General features: G+C 47.3%; 16 protein-coding genes and 5 pseudogenes. 14 read left to right on the top strand and 7 right to left on the bottom strand.

What is annotated here, in order from left to right; genetic code table 11:
- Positions 1–384: 384 nt before the first annotated feature.
- From ACLJRS_RS13645 to ACLJRS_RS13625, 5 genes and pseudogenes are all read left to right on the top strand, one after another.
- Positions 385–1,206 carry a polysaccharide deacetylase family protein gene (locus ACLJRS_RS13645; RefSeq protein WP_000119375.1) on the top strand — a complete coding sequence of 274 codons (822 nt, stop codon included), beginning with the start codon at positions 385–387 and terminating at the stop codon, positions 1,204–1,206.
- Positions 1,207–1,288: 82 nt separating this feature from the next.
- Positions 1,289–1,526: pseudogene (locus ACLJRS_RS13640) on the top strand (PerC family transcriptional regulator); the annotation flags it as partial.
- 496 nt (positions 1,527–2,022) lie between these two features.
- Entirely contained in the window at positions 2,023–2,970 is a 948-nt protein-coding gene (locus tag ACLJRS_RS13635) for a LysR family transcriptional regulator (protein WP_000970302.1), read from the top strand.
- Positions 2,971–3,089: 119 nt separating this feature from the next.
- Positions 3,090–3,209 (top strand): annotated as a pseudogene (locus ACLJRS_RS13630) (hypothetical protein); the annotation flags it as partial.
- Between the two features lie 80 nt (positions 3,210–3,289).
- Positions 3,290–3,451 (top strand): annotated as a pseudogene (locus ACLJRS_RS13625) (transposase); the annotation flags it as partial.
- Positions 3,452–3,515: 64 nt separating this feature from the next.
- On the opposite strand, the pseudogene ACLJRS_RS13620 reads toward ACLJRS_RS13625, so the two are convergent.
- Positions 3,516–4,073, bottom strand: a pseudogene (locus ACLJRS_RS13620) (ATP-binding protein).
- A 1,034-nt stretch (positions 4,074–5,107) separates the two neighbouring features.
- Here ACLJRS_RS13620 and tcfA point away from each other — a divergent pair.
- The 6 genes from tcfA (at position 5,108) to tioA (ending at position 11,714) form a co-directional block, all read left to right on the top strand.
- Positions 5,108–5,818: a fimbrial chaperone TcfA gene (gene tcfA, locus ACLJRS_RS13615; RefSeq protein ID WP_001009503.1), complete on the top strand. Its 711-nt coding sequence runs from the start codon at positions 5,108–5,110 to the stop codon at positions 5,816–5,818.
- Between the two features lie 50 nt (positions 5,819–5,868).
- Complete coding sequence (tcfB, locus tag ACLJRS_RS13610; protein WP_000287810.1) at positions 5,869–6,444, top strand: fimbrial protein TcfB; 576 nt, start codon at positions 5,869–5,871, stop codon at positions 6,442–6,444.
- A gap of 108 nt (positions 6,445–6,552) precedes the next feature.
- A complete protein-coding gene (gene tcfC, locus ACLJRS_RS13605; RefSeq protein ID WP_000092515.1) occupies positions 6,553–9,240 on the top strand; it encodes a fimbrial outer membrane usher protein TcfC in 2,688 nt (895 codons plus the stop codon).
- A 22-nt stretch (positions 9,241–9,262) separates the two neighbouring features.
- Positions 9,263–10,369, top strand: a complete 1,107-nt coding sequence (locus tag ACLJRS_RS13600) for a CfaE/CblD family pilus tip adhesin (RefSeq protein WP_000066475.1) — start codon at positions 9,263–9,265, stop codon at positions 10,367–10,369.
- Between the two features lie 132 nt (positions 10,370–10,501).
- Positions 10,502–10,957, top strand: coding sequence for an Lrp/AsnC family transcriptional regulator TinR (tinR, locus tag ACLJRS_RS13595; RefSeq protein ID WP_000219490.1), 456 nt, complete (start codon positions 10,502–10,504; stop codon positions 10,955–10,957).
- 139 nt (positions 10,958–11,096) lie between these two features.
- Positions 11,097–11,714: a protein TioA gene (tioA, locus tag ACLJRS_RS13590; RefSeq protein ID WP_000241747.1), complete on the top strand. Its 618-nt coding sequence runs from the start codon at positions 11,097–11,099 to the stop codon at positions 11,712–11,714.
- A 601-nt stretch (positions 11,715–12,315) separates the two neighbouring features.
- Here tioA and ACLJRS_RS13585 read toward each other — a convergent pair.
- A pseudogene (locus ACLJRS_RS13585) lies at positions 12,316–12,428 on the bottom strand (hypothetical protein); the annotation flags it as partial.
- A 56-nt stretch (positions 12,429–12,484) separates the two neighbouring features.
- On the opposite strand from ACLJRS_RS13585, the gene ACLJRS_RS13580 reads away from it, so the two are divergent.
- On the top strand, positions 12,485–12,673 hold the full coding sequence (locus ACLJRS_RS13580) for a hypothetical protein (protein WP_031607265.1): 189 nt from the start codon (positions 12,485–12,487) through the stop codon (positions 12,671–12,673).
- A 3-nt stretch (positions 12,674–12,676) separates the two neighbouring features.
- Here the strand turns inward: ACLJRS_RS13580 and pagN are convergent, their stop codons facing one another.
- The 4 genes from pagN to fadE all read right to left on the bottom strand — a co-directional run bounded on the left by pagN (position 12,677) and on the right by fadE (position 17,839).
- Positions 12,677–13,396, bottom strand: a complete 720-nt coding sequence (gene pagN, locus ACLJRS_RS13575) for an adhesin/invasin protein PagN (RefSeq protein ID WP_000787610.1) — start codon at positions 13,394–13,396, stop codon at positions 12,677–12,679.
- 344 nt (positions 13,397–13,740) lie between these two features.
- The gene (locus ACLJRS_RS13570; RefSeq protein ID WP_000788200.1) at positions 13,741–14,148 is read right to left on the bottom strand and encodes a Spy/CpxP family protein refolding chaperone; all 408 of its coding nucleotides are present in this window, start codon (positions 14,146–14,148) and stop codon (positions 13,741–13,743) included.
- A gap of 370 nt (positions 14,149–14,518) precedes the next feature.
- Positions 14,519–15,286, bottom strand: a complete 768-nt coding sequence (locus ACLJRS_RS13565; protein ID WP_000015789.1) for an amidohydrolase — start codon at positions 15,284–15,286, stop codon at positions 14,519–14,521.
- A 108-nt stretch (positions 15,287–15,394) separates the two neighbouring features.
- A complete protein-coding gene (fadE, locus tag ACLJRS_RS13560) occupies positions 15,395–17,839 on the bottom strand; it encodes an acyl-CoA dehydrogenase FadE (protein ID WP_000973041.1) in 2,445 nt (814 codons plus the stop codon).
- Between the two features lie 239 nt (positions 17,840–18,078).
- Between fadE and lpcA the strand changes: the two genes are divergently transcribed.
- Positions 18,079–18,657 (top strand): D-sedoheptulose 7-phosphate isomerase, encoded by a 579-nt coding sequence (lpcA, locus tag ACLJRS_RS13555; RefSeq protein WP_000284051.1) that lies wholly within the window; start codon positions 18,079–18,081, stop codon positions 18,655–18,657.
- 212 nt (positions 18,658–18,869) lie between these two features.
- Positions 18,870–19,637: a class II glutamine amidotransferase gene (locus ACLJRS_RS13550; protein ID WP_000333387.1), complete on the top strand. Its 768-nt coding sequence runs from the start codon at positions 18,870–18,872 to the stop codon at positions 19,635–19,637.
- Here ACLJRS_RS13550 and dpaA read toward each other — a convergent pair.
- A complete protein-coding gene (gene dpaA, locus ACLJRS_RS13545; RefSeq protein ID WP_001225658.1) occupies positions 19,608–20,348 on the bottom strand; it encodes a peptidoglycan meso-diaminopimelic acid protein amidase in 741 nt (246 codons plus the stop codon). The two genes, ACLJRS_RS13550 and dpaA, sit on opposite strands and share 30 nt — an antisense overlap.
- Positions 20,349–20,562: the final 214 nt, after the last annotated feature.

Raw genomic sequence — 20,562 nt, 5'->3', positions numbered from 1 at the left:
TGTATCAGTGAATAAGGCGAATACTGTATATCAGGCTCGAGGATGTATTGAAAATTTACTCAAGGCAAATATGGTTAGCAATCTTCATTGCAGAAAAATCAATTGCTGATTGATTTTAAAATCTGAAATTCATCTTTTTTTGTAGGGAGAGGAATATTATGTTTCGTAAAATAATTTAACGGACACTGATGCCTTTATTATTTTCTGTTTTATGGGTTTGTTTGATTCACTCTTTTGTGAGCGGGGCTTTATAAGCCCCTGGTATAAGGTTTGTTTATCTGTCAGGTATTCATATGTGATATTTAAGATTTTATGTTTAGGGGGCTTTTTCTTGTCCCCTCAGGCGTAAAAATAATTTATTTTTTACATAAAGGAATAAAGCATATGTCTTATGCACGACATTTACCGGTATTAATGTATCACCATGTCAGTGATAAACCCGGACAGATAACCTTATCTCCCTGTACGTTCCGGGCGCAGATGAAATGGCTGGCTGAATCTGGCTGGAAAACCGTTACCGCTGCAGAGGTGGAAGCTTTTTATCATGGTGCAAGATTGCCTCGTAAAAGCGTCATGCTGACCTTTGATGGCGGCTGGCTGGATAACTGGTTGCAGGTTTTTCCGGTGCTGCAGGAGTTTAATCTGCATGCGCATCTCTTTCTTGTGACCAGTTTGATCAGTGACGGACCGGTCCGTATTCCTGCAGGCGAACCGGTGTACTCTCATGATGAGTGTCAGATGCTGGTTAAACAAGGCCGGGCTGATGAGGTCATGCTGCGCTGGTCAGAGGTCCGGGAGATGCACCTCAGTGGCCTTGTTGAGTTTCACTCGCACACGCACACCCACCGACGCTGGGACCAGAAACCTGTGTCCCGTAATCCGTCGGATTTGCTTCGTGTCGATATTCTTCTTAGTCGTAAGCGGATGAGGGAGATGCTGGGTTACTGCAGTCAGCATCTGTGCTGGCCTGAGGGCTGGTATTGTTCTGACTATATTCATGTGGCTGAAGAGCTGGGGTTCACATACCTGTATACCACAGAAAGGCGTATGAACAATCCAGTCATCGGTTCACAGCGTATTGGTCGTATCAACACAAAGGAGCGAAAGAATGTGGGCTGGCTGAAACGTCGTCTGTTTTATCACACCACGCCCGGATTTTCTTCGCTGCTGGCCCGGCATAAGGGGCCACGTCGGATAGCTGACTGAGCCGGAGACCAGGATGAAAGTGCTGCATACCGAATCCTCCCCCATCATCGGCGGGCAGGGGTTGTAGGCTATATCCCAAATGATGGTGCTGATTTTGAGCAGAAATAAGATAACACCGGAGGCCGTGATAGACCCGGTTGCGCAGAATCTGGAGGCAGCAGGTCACTGGCGCAGGGCTTCTACCCGCTGGCTTTTGGTCATGGGCGATTTTGAATGTACAGAGGCCCAGCGGGAGTGGTTGTTGTTGCGCCGGAATTATTGCCTTGCGCAGATATCTTCCCCTGGCGCCAGTAAAGCTGGATATCAGCGACGTGACGAAATGAGAGGAGCCTGCACATAGGTTTGTGTTTTGAGTAAGTGTCTTATTTAAACCGTCTGTTCTGTTTCCTCCGCTTTCACAAATAATATCGAGCCGGGTGGGGGGTACGCAAGTAAGAATAATCTGGCGATGTTTTGCTTGTTTCCACGGGATACTTTGTTAGGTGAACGATGCAATTAATGTGCTCCAGACTGCGTCACAGAAAAGGAGAATGCCTTTGCAGAACGGGTGCATGACAATGAACCACTTTATTATTGAGATCTGGTTCGGCGACAACCTTGACGATCGCTTCTGAGATAGGGTATTTACACTGAGTGGTAAACAGGTTCAATTAGTAACCGGAGATGGATGCAAAATCATGATCGATTCAGATGCTATTTTGCAGCCAATAGATTTTTTATTAAGATGATATCAAGGACATTGAGGCACACAATGACGTATCAGTAAGTCGTTGATAGCTCATTTGATATAAGAATTTCTTTTATCAACGGAAGATAATGATGGAACTGATCAATAATCGTGGTATGCGAGACTGGATGATATTTATTAAAGTGGCGGAAGTAGGGAATCTTTCCCGGGCTGCACGGGAATTAGATATTAGCATTTCTGCTGTCAGTAAATCGCTTAGTCGCCTTGAGAATTCTATTGAGGTTACTTTACTTCGGCGCGATTCACATCACTTAGAACTGACTGGAGCTGGTCAGACAGCCTATGCAAGCATGAAAAGGATAACATCTTCCTTTCAGTCCTTGCTGGATGAATTGCGAAATCCGGATAAAATTATCAGAGGGAGTATAAAATTTTCGGCTCCGGCTATTGTCTGTGAGTTTCTTGCCAATAAGTGGATATGGGAATTTACAGCTAGCTATCCGGATACAAAAATCTACCTGGATTCACGAGAGCGTAGCGATTTTTTTAGTAAATCCCTGGAGTTTGATGAGCTGGTTTTTAAAAGTGGCATAATCGAAAGTGAGGATCTCGTGTATCGAAAGATAAGCCCTTTAAAGTTGGTTCTTTGTGCGAGTCCGAAATATATCAGAAAATATGGCAGGATCTCACACCCTGGCGATTTGGAAAATCACATTATTGTGGGTCTTCACAATCATGGTCTTTCCGGACCTCTTACTCTTTTCCGTCAAGATGAATCATACACTATTAGTGGCGCTGTTAATGTTCATTTATCTTCCAATAATCTTTTGAGTGTTCTTAATTTGGTTTTAGAAGGAAAGGGTATCAACCTCATGACTCCGGCCTGGCTTGCCACCAAATACTTAAAAAATAATGAACTTGAAATTATACTTCCTGAATGGAGGGTTCCAGATCTCCCCATTTATCTTGTATGGCGTCATCGTCAGTATTATTCTCCTTTATTTCAACGCTTTCTGTCTTTTATTGAAGATAAATGGAATAATCGCCCACAAATTGATTTTCTGAATGATGATTAACCCGTTTGGAATGGTTTTGACACGTTCCTGACTTAAACCCACATGATGATGACTGAATTGAGGCATCGAGATATGCGACTGGTCAGCCAGTCGTCTTTTGACGATGCCCAATACAAAACATGATGCCGACTGACGGAAATGATAATACCCGGAAACAGGACGGGGCTGTTTTTGGGCAGCCGGAAGTTAAGCCCATACCAGAAACGTTGCAGTGTACTGAAAAATGGCGCCAGGTTGCACTGTAAGTATCCCGCATAATCGAGCCATTCACATTTAGAGATCATCCGACATAATCAATCTGCCGACGCAGGAGATCGCTGTGCGTAAAGCCCGTATTACTGCGCACCAGATCATCGCTGTGATTAGATCAGTCGAATCCGGACGGACTGTTAAAGATGTCTACCGGGAGGCCGGTATTTCGGAAGCCACCAGGGACAACTGGAAGTCTGGATGCGGCGGCATGGAAGCTTCTGATATTAAATCTTGAGGATGTCAACGCCAGGATTTATGGTCGTTTTTCGCTATTTTTAATATCCGCTGTTTGATCACTTCTGCTGTCCGCTTTCCGCCATTTCATCTTCACTGATTGGCGTTGCGCTTTTGGTCAGCGCCCCGACTTTGCGTTTTTCCTTCAGTTGGTAACTTTCTCCTTTGATATTCAGTGTGGTTGAGTGATGCAGTAGCCGATCCAGGATCGCTGTTGCCAGCACGTTATCACCGAACATCTCTCCCCAGTCTGCGAAGCCTTTGTTTGACGTCAGGATAATGCTCGCTTTTTCATACCGTCGGTTCAGCAGTCGGAAGAACAGACTGGCTTCCTCACTGGTCATTGGCAGGTAACCTATTTCGTCCAGGATCAGCCCCCGCACATAGCTCAGTTGTTGTAGCTGGCGCTCCAGGCGGTTTTCCAGCTTCGCTTTCATCAGCGTCTACCAACCTGTCCTGCGGCATGAACAACACCCGATGGCCCACATCTGCCGCTTTCACACCGGGGGCAGCGGCCAGGTGGGTTTTCTCCACTCCGGGGGCCCCAGCAGGATCACATTCTCGCAGCGCTCCACGAACGCCAGACCGGCCAACTCCCGGACGACCTTACGATCGATGCCTGGCTGGAAGCTGAAGTCGAACTGCTCCAGCGTTTTGACTCATGGCAGACGAGCCTGTTTCAGCCGGGATTCCATTCCGCGCTGATGTCTGCCGTTCTATTCCTGCTGCAGCGCCATGCACAGGAATGTCGACTTATTTTGGGCTGACAGAGGCATTGGTCGTTAAGACTTGTATATTCATGTTGCTTACTCGCACAAAAGGGGGAAAGGAACCGTAAACAACATTGACAGGTAAGGGACTGGCATCAATTTGAATGGTGTTTTTTTATAACATTATGTTTTAAAAGGTAAATTGTATTTTCATGGTGAATTGTTCTGTTTTATATTGTTATTTATGGAATATTTAACCAATATTTCATCTAAAAATAGTGTATTATATTGATTACACTTTGCTGGAGAGGTGTAAACATCAAGCGTAACCATATGATGTATATAAGTTTTTGTTTGCTGATATCATATTTTTAACAGATATTGAGCAAGTAAATCTGATCTAACTGTAACTTTAGTTTTCTAAATTAATTACTTTGCTTACTTTTTTTTTACCTGGTTTTGTAAAACCTCATGATGATCAGTCTATTTGTGGCTTTGTTTAAGGTTTATTTGGTTTTGTAGTCTGAATTGTATCTCCCTCCTGGAGGGCTTTCTTTAGATTCTCTGTCTCCTACGTTGTTATGTTACGTATTTGTTGCTTTGAAGGGGGGGGATACAGTTCCATTTATCTGAGTAAGTCAGGTACACAGTAACAACTTTCTTATGAAGAATTTCCAAAATTTTTACTGCTGCGTTATTAATTGTTCAGCGATTCTTACAGATCTGTCGTTCGCTTTTGGTGAATGAAATCCGTGGACTTTTATTTACTAATTTTTTCTTTCCTGAAAAAAACAGAGGTATTGAGCGAAAAATTTTATTCCGTATGATGCCCTCCACACAAAATGTATTAACACTGAATCGTAATTTGCTTCTTTATGCTGATAACTTTCTGTCTATGCTAATACTAAAATTTAGATGACTTTTATACGGTAAAATCTGGTATGAATTTTAAAGATACTCTTCCCGGGGTGTTTCTCTGTGTCGCTATGTTTGCATGTGGTCATGCCAGGGCGAATATGCTCGTTTATCCCATGGCGGCAGAAATTAATAGTAGCCGCGAAGAGGCCACCTCGCTGTTCGTCTATTCTAAATCAGATCATGTGCAATATATTCGAACAAGAATCATGCGTATTGAACACCCTGGTATGCCACAGGAGAAGGAGGTACCAGCAGGGAATGATATAGAGACAGGACTTGTTGTCTCCCCGGAGAAATTTGCTCTTTCCCCGGGAACAAAAAAAACAATACGTGTTATCAGTACTCAGGCACCGGAAAGAGAGGAAGCCTGGCGGGTATACTTCGAGGCTGTTCCTGAACTGGAAGATGATCCACAGGCAGGCGGAAAGCAAAATTCATCCGTAAGTGTGAATCTTGTCTGGGGGGTGTTGCTGCGTGTTTCTCCGTCAGACCCCAGGCCTGCGCTGGTAACGGACGGTCACCACCTGCTGAATACGGGAAACACACGGCTTTCTCTTATTCGGGCTGGCAACTGCGACACCACATGCCACTGGCAGAATATAGGCAAAAGTATTTATCCCGGCGGGAGTGCTGATATTCCGGCCGGAATAAAAAGTAATGCATTTCGTGTGGAATATCGTACGGGTGCAAATTCACCGGTAATCTCTGCTGATTTAACAGCAGCCGGAAAGTAAAAACACACGGAGCGTACGCTATACCCTACATTTATTCTCAGGGGGAGCGGATGTATACCGAGTGTACATATATCACTGTAATAAACAACAAAGCAAGGTTATTTTTTATGAACATGAAAACATCTTTTATTGCCGCAGCTGTGGCATTGGCCACCGTTTATTCTTTTTCTGTTTCTGCGGTTCAGAAGGATATTACCGTCACTGCCAATATTGACAGTACACTTGAACTGCTGCAGGCCGATGGTTCATCCCTCCCGTCGACTATGAAGCTGGATTTCATGCCGGGTAAGGGCCTGGTCCATAAATCACTCCAGACCCGCCTTTACAGCAACGATCAGACCAAGTCGGTTAATGTAAAACTGTTGAATGCTCCACAACTTATCAACGTCCTGGATCCCACCAAAACCATTGATATGGAAGTGACTCTGGGAGGACGGTCACTGACCACCACCAATTCTGTACTGGAAGCTAAAACCCTGTTCCCGGACGGAAAAACTGGCGATGCTTCAGCTCTGCTGAACCTGGATATTGGTCAGAAGGCTGGAGCAGCCTTACAAAACCTGCCTGCCGGTGAATACAGCGGATTGGTCAGTCTGGTGATTTCACAGGCTGTCACTGCCGGCTAATAACCGGTTATTAGCTCTTCATCTGATCCGGTTTTGGGGTGTCACCGTTCGTACCTGAACCGGATCCGGTATTGATCTTATTATTCATTGCAATTCAGGTCTCTTTACGTGAGTCGTTATTTCTGGATGTATTATTTACTGGGATTGTGCAGTTTTACCAGCCAGGCAACTCTTATTCCCCCTCCTGGATTTGAATCTCTGCTGGAAGGACAGACTGAGCAAATTGAAGTGTTGCTACCAGGGCATTCACTGGGATTATTTCCGGTGGTGGTTAAACCGGACACCGTGCAGTTCATGTCCCCATTGATGGTACTTGAAAGCAGTGGGCTTGCCGCGTTGCCGGCCGCAGAACGGCAAAAAGCGCTGGCTGCACTCAGCCGTCCGTTGCTACGTAACAGCAATCTGGTCTGTGGTGTCTCAGAAGCAAAAGACAGCAGCGAGTGTGGTTACGTGGCAACAGATAAAGAGGATGTTGCGGTTATTTTTGATGAGAACAACGGTCAGTTATCTTTGTTTCTTAACCGGGACTGGTTGCCGGATGAAGAACGACGTGATAAACGCTGGCTGACTCCGACCCCGGAGGGTGTCAGCGCATTTATTCACCGCCAGACGCTGTATCTGAGTGATGATCTCCACAGTCGTAATATGACACTGAATGGTAGCGGTGCCCTGGGGCTTGGTAACGGTCGTTATCTGGGAGGCAACTGGGCGGCTATCTGGAATCAGTCAGAACATTACAATAACAGTCAGACCTGGTTTGACAATCTGTTTGTCCGTCAGGATCTCGGCAATCAGTATTATCTCCAGGCTGGTCAGATGGATCAGCGGAATCTGTCCAGCGCCACGGGGGGGGATTTTGGGTTCAGTCTGCTTCCCCTGAGCCGGTTTGATGGATTACGAACCGGGACCACCCAAGCTTATGTTAACCATGAGGTGGACCAGAATGCCACTCCGGTTATGGTTCAGGTTACCCGAAATGCCCGTATTGATATTTATCGTGGCAGCGAGTTGCTGGGGAGTCAGTTCCTGACCCCGGGAATGCATACCCTGGATACTCACTCTCTTCCACCGGGAAGCTATCCTCTGGCGTTGCGGGTGTATGAGGATGGGATTCTGCGGCGAACGGAGACCCAGCCCTTCAGTAAGGGGGGCAATAGCTTCAGTGCACAGACCCAGTGGTTTATTCAGGGCGGGCTGGAAGATACCGGGGATAAAGCCAGCCATTATGACGGTGAGACTGTCATGGCTGCCGGATTCCAAACTGGGCTGCGGAAAAATATCAGTCTGACCGAAGGTATCTCTCTGGCACATGAGGCCTGGTACAGTGAAACCCGACTGAATTCACAGCATGCAGTGCTGGATGGCACGCTGGACCTTTCTGCCGGGATACTGCATGGGACAGACAGCACGAGCGGTAACACTGAGCAGGTGACATACAACGACGGATTTTCCGCGAGTCTGTGGCGTAACCATACGGAAAGTGATGCCTGTAGTGGTCGTCATCCACAGTCAGTGCATGCCAGTATGACCTGCCAGACTTCGATGAACGCCTCCCTGTCGGTTCCGGTGGGGAACTGGTATGCCCTACTGGGATACAGTACCAGCAGGACAGAAGGTCGGCCGGTTTACCGGGGATATGATGATAACAGTGACAAAGAAAATGTGTTCTGGCGACAGGCATACATCCCTGCCTCTCACCGCGAATCTGCTCAGGCTAGTGCAACGTACAGCCTTAATATGGCTGGCATGAATATTAATACCCATGGGGGAGTATGGCGAACCCGAAATGACGGAGTGAATGATGATGGCTTGTTTATGAGTGTCAGTGTGTCATATGCCTCTCAACCACCGACAATGACTGGCAGTAATGGGTATACCTCAGCCGGGACCGATATTCACAGTAGCCGGAATCAAAAAACACAGACGTCCTGGAATGTGAACCATGTGAGATCCTGGCAGCAGGATCTGTATCGTGAACTGTCGGTGGGTTTCTCCGGTTATAACGACGACAGCTGGAGCGGGAGTCTCGGCGGACGCATGAGCGGCCGTATGGGTGAACTGAGCGCCACTATCAGTAACTCCCATCAACGTAATGCGGGCAGCGCCAGTTCACTCACCGCTGGCTACAGCTCGTCTCTGGCGTTATCCCGTAATGGACTGTTCTGGGGAGGTGGTCAGGACGGTGAACCGGCCTCTGGCATGGCGGTGAACGTGGAGTCAGAGGGGGACGAGGGCAGTAGCGGGAAAGTAGTCAGCGTTCGTGGCAGCAGCCAGCCGTTCAGTCTCGGTTTTGGTCAGCAGTCGCTGTTGCTGATGGAAGGCTATAACGCCACGGAGGTGACCATTGAGGATGCAGGGGTTAGTTCACAGGGTATGGCAGGCGTAAAAGCGGGAGGGGGAAGAAGGTGTTACTTCCTGACACCCGGGCATCTGCTGGTTCACAACATCAGCGCCAGTATGAGCCGACTGTACGTTGGCCGCGTACTGGACAAGGATGGCAGACCGCTGCTGGACGCACAGCCACTGAACCATCCATTTTTGTCGTTGGGACCTTCCGGGCGATTTAGCCTGCAGAGCGAGCATAAAGAATCCAGCCTGTGGCTGCTGTCAAAAAACAGGATCCTGCGTTGTCCGATGTCAGTACATAAACGTCGGGATGTTATGCAGGTAGTGGGTGATGTGCGGTGTGAATTAAGTGACGTGGATGCCCTGCCACAGGCGTTGCAAATATCGCCGCGGGTCATCCGTTTGCTGAACGTGGCAGGTTTGCTGCGCCATTCCGTTCAGGAAGCCTGACGTAGAGATAAAGGCGTTAACTATGAGTAATAAAATGAAGTGGACGAGTATGACAGCCCATTGGTCAGCAATTATTAATTTCATCCGAAAATACGTTCGCTCTGCAAGGATGGTTGCAATTCATCTTCTGGTACTGTGGTTACCTGTTTCAGCTCAGGCTGAAAGGGAGAGCGACTATTCATGGAACCTGCCAGTCTCTGGGAATATAGACCTGAATGCACTCCCTGAACAACAGGATATATGGTCTATTAAGGTAGTCCAAAGGGATTTCGGTCTAGGGTACTTTTCATTAATGTGCCTGTCTGAAAACGATGATGTTTTCGGAAAATGCCGGACAAGGGTTCCAGACGGTGTGTATGTTCAACCTTTCCAAAACGTGCCATTACGGTTTACGCGGCAGGGTAGTGGTGAGACGATTACCCTGACCGTGGCAGGTAGGTTTGCTAATCATGATGAGGGATTTGCAGGATCGGTTACCTACAGAGCAATGGAGGATCACGTCATTATAAAAACATGGATTCTGCGTGAGGAGTTGAAAAAAATCCCGACTACCGGCATCTGGACTGCGCATCTGCAGATGCGATCTTTGCGATGGTGGAATATTCCAATCGGTAGTTTAGTGTCGGATATCACGCTGAATGTAACAGACCACTTTGCTGAAAATGCGGCTATTTACTTTCCGCAATTTGGTACAGCAACGCCCCGGGTGGACCTGAATCTTCACCGGATGAATGCCTCACAAATGTCGGGCAGGGCTAATCTGGATATGTGTCTGTATGACGGAGGTGTGAAAGCCCGTTCATTACAGATGAAGATAGAAGGAAGCAATAAGTCAGGTACGGGATTTCAGGTTATGAAGAGCGATTCTGCTGATACGATTGATTATGCGGTCAGTATGAATTATGGGGGACGAAATATTCCTGTCACCCGTGGCGTGGAGTTCAGTCTGGATAACGTGGATAAAGCAGCAACGCGTCCGGTGGTACTTCCCGGGCAACGGCAGGCGGTACGTTGTGTGCCAGTGCCCCTTACCCTGACAACACAACCCTTTAACATCAGAGAGAAGCGTTCTGGTGAGTATCAGGGAACGCTGACAGTGACAATGCTGATGGGAACACAAACCCCCTGACAGTAATTATTTATTTTATTGATATCTTTCTTATATGGTTTTTTAAATCAGAGTTCTCTTTATATACTTGTTTTATTTAATAAAGAGAATCTATTTACTTATGAAAATCAATGCGTGAGGTTCTGCTTTCCTATGACTGTGTATTTAGATGATAAAGATAAAGAATTATTGAAAGAAATCCAAAAAGATTGTGCACAAACTTTATGGCAACTTGCATATAAAGTGGGACTTACGCCCACACCATGTTTCAAACGTTTAAAAAAACTTAAAGACAGGGGGGTTATCATTGGTCAGTTCGCTTTATTGGATAAAGAAAAACTAGGTCTTTCACTTAATGTCTTTATTATGATTAACATATCTGAGGAGCAATACGCTAGTATTTCTGAGAAAATAAAGTCAATGCCTGAGGTTATTGCCTTTTATCGAATTTCTGGATCATTTAATTATTTAATGCATACAGTATTTACAGATATGAACGATTACTATAGTTTTTATGAGAAAATAATATTAACTAATTCTTCAATTAGTGGATCTGCATCGAGCTTTGTTCTTGAGCAAATAAAGGAAACAAACGAACTGCCAGTGTGAAAGTGTGATGTGTACTTACTGATTTAATACATTATTATCCTTCTTACGGAACAACAACGGCAGATTGCGGCTGTTGAACAAGGATTTTAATCAGCAGTGGTGAAATTAAGCGGCACAGAATAACACAGCGGAATATCACATGGTTAAATATCACCCCGTGCATGTAACAAAAAACCGCATTAAAACAGATGATGTTACTGATATTTATTTCGTTGAACCCTTCTGGAAAGAAGGCGAAAACCACATAATTGAGTCATTGATGTTTTTTGAAGAGTTACAAAAGTCATTTAATTTATTCAACCATAAATATGGGTTAAATAAATATATACTCAGGATCCCCTGGGAATTTGTGCTCATACATATGGAAAGGATCAGTAAATTAAATAGCGTCGGGTTATTTGCTGTTTCTGTTGACTTTAATAACAACCACAAATTTCTGAGCGAGTACATCAGGAGTCGCAGAGATTATGGTATGGAAGTTTGGTTTGATTTTTGTGGTAAACATTCTTATTCCAGTGAAATTAAAAACCTTGGGTTCTTTTTTCAGGCTTGCGTAGTGCCTCGTGATCCTAATTTTATTAGTAGTGTTTATCATTATCATAAGTTCCAAAAGATTCTTGTCGGGGATATAAATGATGTAGAACAGAGGGCCGTGTACCAGAACGAAGTTGATTACATGTATGGAATGCAATGGCCATCGTCATATGACGGTTTTTTCTTTCGGGATCATAAAAAAAATGAAACTTGGTGTATATAACAGAAGGAGTGAAAATTTGAATCAAAAATATCTTATTTATTTTTTGTTTAATTATTGTTTTGTTTTTTATTACGATTAAATATAAAGAACATCATTGTTCGTGCGGTGGGGAGGCTGGAAGTTTAGGGGATGACCGTTTATCAACAATTTTATTACAGCCACCATACGAATGGTTTATATATGCACTAGATGTATTATTTTAGTTTAATATATCGATGGTTGCTATTTGCATTGATGATGTTCCGTTACATTAAGGAATATACATCTGTATCTCGTTATACGCACACTCACATTACTAATCATTATTAATATGAGTGTGGTTCTTGTTTTACGCATGCATGGTTGCATGTGACGTTAAATTTAAATGAGCTGACTGTATGAATTCTAAATACTTTAGAGAGGTGTTTTTTGTCTCGGTAGTTGTTATATTATTATTTTATTTGGTGTTATTTGCAGCCAGTGCTCATGCTGAAGGCGGTTTCAGCTCTGGAGGCATTGGGTTATTTATGACGGGAACAAGAGAGATGCTACTGTAGAGATAATAAATTCTGCTAAAGATTCCCCAATTCTTGTGCATTGACATCCTCCACGTCCTGAAGGGCGTGGGTTCCTGCTCCAACGGGCTGCCTGACTGCACGCTCCTTCCACAGGCAAGCACGGCGTGTCCCGCTCTAAAATGTTACGCGCGCCGTTTACATCGGCGTTCGCAGTATATCTTCATACCAGACACTTGTAAGTATCTCGCATAATCGTGCCATTCACATTTAGAGATCATACAACAGGACGGGACTGTTTTTGGGCAGCCGGAAGTTAAGCCCATACCAGAAACGTTGCAGTGTACTGAAAAATGGCGCCAGGTTGCACCTGTTCAAAGATTTTCTGAAGGCGCAGGAGTATTCATTACTGATATCCTCCATTGCGCCTTCGGGAACCCACAGGACCAGCTATTTTACCGATAGTGTTTAAAAGGCGTAAGTAATGCCGAGCATGAAGTCATTGGAGGCAGCCTTTGTGTCTGCATCATAAGCGGTATGTTCATCACCAGCATAGTGATTTTTTGAAATGCTTACTTTGCCAGCATTAATGTATTTATAACTGGCGTCAATCATAATATTATCTGTTACAGCATATTTTGCACCGATACCTGCGCCCCAGGCAAAGTTATTTTTTGAAGCAGACAGAGTTTCATTAATACCAAAACCAACAGGAATGGTGTTATTACTTAGCTTCACATGAGCGAGGCCAACGCCTGCGCTGATATAGGGAGTAAATGCCGTACTATTGTGAAAATCATAATAGCCATTAACCATGTAAGTGGTCATTCGGACCTGATTTTTTACATTTATGTGTACTGGATCACCAAATGCAATAATATCCTGCCCGCCTTTAGCATCCGTCTCACCTCTGAAAGTGGTATCCAGTTCTAAACGTACTGGAAGCTGGAATGGATCATAAAAGTCATAACCGATAGCAACCCCGCCGCCAAAAACGCCTTTGGTACGGTCAGGTAACGTTGCATGACCATTAACTATCTCATCCTGGCTGAAGGTTGAGTTGATTCCATAGACATTGACTACGGATGTCCCCGCTTTCCCGGTGATATAGATCCCTTCTTGTGCTGATGCAGTAGCGGACCAGGCTACCACAAGGGGAATGATGCAGACTGCGAAAAAGTTTTTCATTTCAGAACCTGCCTTAATATTGGGCTAAAAGACAAGTTTCACGGTATAGGGTGTGATATAACGATTACATAAACGAAGCCAAAAAACGGTCTATTGTAACGCTGGGTTTTCTGTAAGCGGGTAAAAAATGAGATGAAAATATTAAATAACAATACGATAATCGTCGGTATGGAAATCCATCTCCTCGCCAAATTGCCCAACGTATGCCAGCCCCACGTACGGTTTCACTTCTACGTTATGTAACGGGTAGTGTGAGATAGAGCGATGCTGTAAGAAAAAGATGAAGATGAATTTGTACCCGACCTGGATAAAGCCCGTTATCCAGGAATAACGGGCAAAAATATTTACTCAAGTGCCTGGGCGAGATCTTGTTGTACCTGTTGACGCTGTTCTGGTGTTAAGACTTTGCTTAAATCAAAATAATATTTAACCCGATAATAGCGAGCCTGTTGTTCTATGTTACTGAAGGCTGCAAGCTGCTGTTTTACGGCGGCGTCATCCCATTTACCGGATTTAATCACCTCTATCAGCGCACCGTCTTTAATTCCCTTCATAGAAATCTGACTGACGTCGGTTTCCAGTTGTTGGTGAAGTTTTTTGATCCGGGTAATCTGATCGTTTGTCAGCTTCAGATGCTGGACAATAGGATCCTGGGCGGGCAGGGGAGGATTGGGGACAGCGGTGGCGAAAGCGCCAAAAGAAACGCCCGCCAGAGTCGCTGCCAGTAAAGTTGTGCGTACAAAGTTTTTCATGAAGATATCCTGATAAGGGAGTGATTAACCGTTTTTATTACCCACGAATGGCGAGCAATTATCTTAGAGCCTATCCCATTAGGGCTATTTTACTTGCCATTTTGGACCTGGGCAGTGCTCGCCAAAACGCGTTAGCGTTTTGAACGCCGCTAGCGGCGGCCCGAAGGGCGAGCGTAGCGAGTCAAACCTCACGTACTACGTGTACGCTCCGGTTTTTGCGCGCTGTCCGTGTCCAAACTGGCTGCGCCAATAACGCCTGGTGGGATAGGCTCTTAGTCAGAATACGTTGCCTGCCACATTACGCCACGCGAATTTGTTTTACGGAGAGTTACGGAGTGAAACAATCCCGCCGCGGTGAGCGGCAGGTTGCTTACAAGGTGAATGGATCGGCATCGCGCCAGGCTGGAAATTTTTCGCGATAGTCCTGCAAGGCGACGAGAGAAAGATCGGCATCGATACGTGTCGCCTGGTGTGGTTCGGCGGTGGCGATAATGTCGCCCTGGGGATTAATGATCCGGCTATCGCCGCGATAATGTAGCCCGTTACCATCGGTGCCAACCCGGTTGCAGCCTGCGACATAAGCCTGATTTTCAATAGCGCGCGCCGTCAGTAATGTTTGCCAGTGTAGCGAGCGCGGCGCGGGCCAGTTCGCTACATACAGCGCCAGATCGTAATCATTGCGGTTGCGTGACCATATCGGAAAGCGCAGATCGTAACAGATCAGCGGCAGAATGCGCCAACCGCGCCACTGCACGATGATGCGTTTATCGCCTGCGGCATAATGTTGATGTTCATCCGCCATACGAAACAGATGGCGCTTATCATAGAGATGAACCTTGCCTTCCGGTTCAACCAGTAAGAAGCGATTTACGGCGCCGCGCTCAGTTTGTAGCGCCGCGCTGCCGGCAATCAGAGCGTCAGTTTGTCGGGCTTTGGCCTGCATCCACGTAATCACGCTATCTTGCGAAAGTGAGTTATTAGCGGCCTCCATCGCGAAGCCGGTGGTAAACATTTCAGGCAGAACAATCACATCCCGGCCAGATACGAGCTCTAGCTGTCTGTCAAAATGACGCAGGTTTGCCGGGCCGTCCATCCAGACTAAAGGTTGTTGCAACAGAGTAATTTTCAAACCAGACACGATCGGAGCTCCTCATTGAACAGCGTCTTTACACTGTAGCATGAGCAATAATAAAAAAGCGGCAAGAAAAAGCCCCGCGAAAGCGGGGCAGGAAAGACACGAGACTGATTATGCGGCTTCGACTTTACGCACTTTCTCCGGCAGCTTTACCGGTTTGGTCGCCAGCGCTTCAGGTTCAAAATCATCAACGTTGATACTGCGCAGGCGGCTCTCTTCCGCTTTCGCCAGGATGGCGGCTTCATCTTTATCTATAAGCCCTTTCGCCAGCGCATTGCGCGCCAGTTCATCCAGACGAGTAAACGGCAGATTTTTACCCAGTTCTTTGCAGATGCGCTGGTGGATAGGGTCGGCAGCGATGACATCACGCAGCGCTTCTTCCAGTAAACCGACCGGATTATGTTCGGCGGGTGTCAGATACTGGCCGCGCCCAATGCGTGAACGTGTGGCGTTCGGCACTTGCAGGATCTTCGCCACGGCGTGATCCAGCTTATCAGACGGCGCCAGATAATGACGGCCAGTCGGGAAGATCATCGCGGTGAGCAATCCGGCCACGACGCGGTTCGGGAAGTTCTGCAGCAGATCGTCCATCGCTTGTTCAGCACGATACAGCGCATCCTGTACGCCCCAGTGTACCAGCGGCAGGTCGGCTTCGTGGCGACCTTCGTCGTCGTAACGCTTCAGTACGGCTGAGGCCAGATAAAGCTGACTCAACACATCGCCCAGACGCGCGGAGATACGCTCGCGGCGTTTCAGGCTGCCGCCCAGTACCGCCATTGACACGTCAGACAGCAGCGCCAGGTTTGCGCTCAGTCGGTTCAGATGCTGGTAATAACGCTTCGTGGCGTCGCCGGTTGGCGTATGGCTCGTTAATCCGCGGGTCAGGCCAAGCCAGAAACTGCGGACGGTATTGCTGCCGACATGGCCGATATGTTTAAACAACAGCTTATCAAAGGCATTCACATCATTATTCTGCGCTGCGGCCATCTCTTCCAGTACATAAGGATGGCAGCGAATGGCGCCCTGACCAAAGATCATCATGCTACGGGTCAGGATATTCGCGCCTTCCACGGTGATCGCGATAGGCGCGCCCTGGTAAGCACGCGCCAGGAAGTTGCTCTCGCCCAGCATAATGCCTTTACCCCCAGTGATATCCATCGCGTCGATAATGGACTGCTGGCCGCGGTGGGTGCAGTGGTACTTCACGATAGCCGACAGTACCGCCGGTTTTTCACCCAGCATAATGCCGTAGGTGATTAACGATGCGGCGGCATCCATCACATAAGCGTTACCTGCAATACGCGCCAGCGGTTCCTCAATACCTTCCATCTTGCCGATAGAAATTTTGAACTGACGACGAATGTGAGCATAGGCGCCGGTTGCCAGCGCGACGGATTTCACCCCGCCAGTGGAGTTGGACGGCAGGGTAATACCGCGTCCTACCGACAAACATTCCACCAGCATACGCCAGCCTTGTCCGGCCATTTTGGGGCCGCCGATAATATAATCAATAGGCACGAAAATATCGTTACCGCGGGTTGGACCATTCTGGAACGGAACGTTAAGCGGGAAGTGACGACGACCAATTTCCACACCCGGCGTTGAGGTGGGGATCAGGGCACAGGTAATACCCAGCTCTTCTTCTCCGCCTAACAATCTATCCGGATCGGAAAGCTTAAACGCCAGGCCCAACACGGTAGCTATCGGTGCCAGCGTAATGTAACGCTTGTTCCAGGTCAGGCGCATACCCAGCACCTGCTGGCCCTGCCATTCGCCCATGCAAACCACGCCGGTATCCGGAATGGCGCCTGCATCAGAACCTGCTTCCGGGCTGGTCAGCGCAAAGCAGGGGATCTCCTGGCCGCGCGCCAGTCGCGGCAGATAGTGATTCTTCTGCTCTTCCGTACCATAGTGCTGCAACAACTCGCCAGGGCCGAGTGAGTTTGGAACGCCGACGGTGATAGCCAGAATCCCGGAGACGCCGGACAGTTTTTGCAGTACACGGGACTGCGCATAAGCGGAGAACTCCAGTCCGCCGTACTCTTTTTTAATGATCATCGCAAAAAAACGATGCTCTTTCAGATAAGCCCACAGTTCCGGCGGCAGATCCGCCAGTTCATGGGTAATCTGGAAATCGTTCGCCATCCGGCACGCTTCTTCTACCGGACCGTCGAGAAACGCTTGCTCTTCGGCAGTGAGTTGCGGTTGCGGATAGTTGTGCAGTTTTTTCCAGTCAGGCTTGCCCTGGAACAGATCGCCTTCCCACCAGGTTGTACCGGCATCAATCGCTTCTTTCTCAGTGCGCGACATCGGCGGCATGACCTTACGGAAGCCGCGGAACACCGGTGCGGAAATCATTGATTTTCGCATCGGTGTGAGGTTAAACGGCACGAGGATAATGGCCAGAGGAACCAACAGCCAGATGGACCACAGGCCAGCGACGCCAAGTGCGGCGGTCCAGGCGAGCAGAATCAGGCTGCTGAGAAATAAACTCACGCGGTGATAGAACAATGCGCCGAGCAGAACAACCGTAGCGATAATACTCAAAATCATCATAACGAAAAGCTCCCTTGCTTGTAGGAGGTCTGACCACTTGTGATGATTAGGTTGTAGTGGATGTAAAATCTTTTAGCAATGTGTTTACAAAATAATTACAACAAAGCTCACATTGTTGCCGTTTTTGGGGGCACGAAAAATCAAAAGCGTGAGGCGTTAATTCGGCTTATGCTTCTCGCCTGTACTGCTATCCGGTACACTGCATACTGTCATTTACATTCATGCTGAAGGATATCCTCATGTACCAGGATCTTATTCGTAACGAACTGAACGAAGCGGCGGAAACGCTGGCTAATTTTTTAAAAGATGACGCCAATATTCACGCCATTCAGCGCGCGGCGGTCCTGTTGGCTGACAGTTTTAAAGCGGGTGGTAAGGTACTTTCCTGCGGTAACGGCGGCTCCCATTGCGATGCGATGCACTTTGCTGAAGAGCTGACAGGTCGTTATCGTGAAAATCGTCCGGGCTACCCGGCAATTGCGATTTCTGATGTTAGCCATATATCCTGCGTCAGTAATGATTTTGGCTATGACTATATTTTCTCTCGTTACGTTGAGGCGGTAGGGCGCGAAGGCGATGTCCTGTTAGGGATCTCGACGTCGGGTAACTCTGGTAACGTGATTAAAGCGATTGCCGCGGCCCGTGAAAAAGGCATGAAAGTGATTACGTTGACCGGCAAAGACGGCGGCAAAATGGCGGGAACGGCGGATATTGAAATTCGCGTACCGCACTTCGGTTATGCCGATCGTATTCAGGAAATTCATATCAAAGTAATTCATATCCTGATTCAACTGATCGAAAAAGAGATGGTTAAATAACTATACCCGTCATACTTCAAGCTGCAGGTGCGTTGGTTGCGCTCAGAAACCCCAGTCACATAGTTATCTATGTTCCTGGGGATTTCCTCCCTTACCGCCTTCCTGCAACTCGAATTATTTAGGGTATAGCATATTGTTTTCTTTGATATTTTGAGATTTGATTGGCTGTAAAAATTACGCCTTCCCGCTTAAGGCGTTTGTGGAGGTGATGTATGTGCGAACTGCTTGGGATGAGCGCCAATGTGCCGACGGATATCTGCTTTAGCTTCACCGGACTGGTGCAGCGTGGCGGCGGAACCGGGCCGCATAAAGACGGCTGGGGAATTACCTTTTACGAAGGAAAGGGCTGTCGCACGTTTAAAGATCCGCAACCGAGCTACCATTCGCCGATTGCGAAACTGGTACAGAATTACCCGATCAAGTCCTGCTCGGTTATCGCCCATATCCGTCAGGCTAATCGCGGTGAAGTGGCGCTGGAAAATACACACCCTTTTACCCGGGAATTATGGGGACGCAACTGGACTTATGCTCATAACGGTCAGCTCAACGGTTATAAGTCGCTGGAAACCGGTAATTTTCGTCCGGTGGGGGAAACCGACAGCGAAAAAGCGTTTTGCTGGCTATTGCATAAATTAACGCAGCGTTATCCCCGCACGCCGGGCAACATGACAGCGGTATTTAAATATATTGCGACACTGGCGACGGTATTACGTGAAAAAGGCGTTTTTAACATGCTGCTGTCAGATGGGCGATATGTGATGGCGTTTTGCTCAACCCATTTGCACTGGATCACTCGCCGGGCGCCGTTTGGCGTAGCCACGCTGGTGGATCAGGATATGGAAATTGATTTCAGCTCACAGACCACGCCAAATGACGTGGTTACCGTGATTGCTACCCAGCCGCTAACGGGGAATGAAACCTGGCAAAAGATTATGCCAGGCGAATGGGCGTTATTTTGCCTCGGAGAGCGTATAATTTGAGGCCAGCTGTGGCTGAACGACTTCGTGACTCAACGGTTTGCTCACGACGTAACGTCCATCAACGATAGAAACAGTTGGCGGCTTATGCGTCTGTTCAAAATAATCGTAGCCGGGTTTTAGCTGCGCCCAGAAATCTTTGTAATATGAATATTTATGACGCTGCATATTGGCGTCGGTCATCCGGAACGGATAAATACTCACCTGCACGCTCGGCTGACCAAAGACCAGCGCGGCGGTGACAAACTGGAAAATCTCATCAATGCCGCTATCGGTCATGGCATAGCAGCCGACGGAAACACAGGCGCCGTGAATCATCAGATATTTACCATCATAGCCATGCGCGCGATCGTAGGCATTGGGAAAACCAATGTTGATGGCCTTATAAAAACGGCTGTCTGGCTTGAGTTGATTGCGCTGAACGCTGTAAAACCCTTCCGGACTTTTAAAATCGCCCTGACGGCGTTTCGGGCCTAACCCACCGGAATAGTTGCAAATTTTGTAGCTATCAAGCAACTGGTATTGCTCACCCATTTTGACGTAGAGATCAAGAGTGCGCTCTTCTTTAAAAATCTGAATATAGACCGGTGAGCCCATTAACTGCTGCTTATACTCTTTACTGACCGGCGTGACGGGGCTGCTGCTGCTCAGCAAACCGGCAAACGAGACGCACGGCATCAGAAGCATCGCAAGAAAAAATGCGATTTTACGCATACTGCTTGTTCCTTGATAAAACGGTTACACACGCCAGAACGGCAAAAGAGTCCCCAAATCGGAGTAATCTGGATTTGGAGCGCTCACATTAGCACCACGGCAGTTTTTCGCAAGTCCCCGTGTGTACGTTTACAATTTTCCCGCCGCTTTCGTCGTCATACCTTCGAATATGTCGCATTTTTAACGCGAATGTCTCTTTGCGCGCAATAAAACA

The organism is Salmonella sp. SAL00670 (assembly GCF_046552235.1).
GTDB classification, from domain to species: domain Bacteria; phylum Pseudomonadota; class Gammaproteobacteria; order Enterobacterales; family Enterobacteriaceae; genus Salmonella; species Salmonella enterica.
This window is presented reverse-complemented; position numbering and strand designations above follow the sequence as displayed.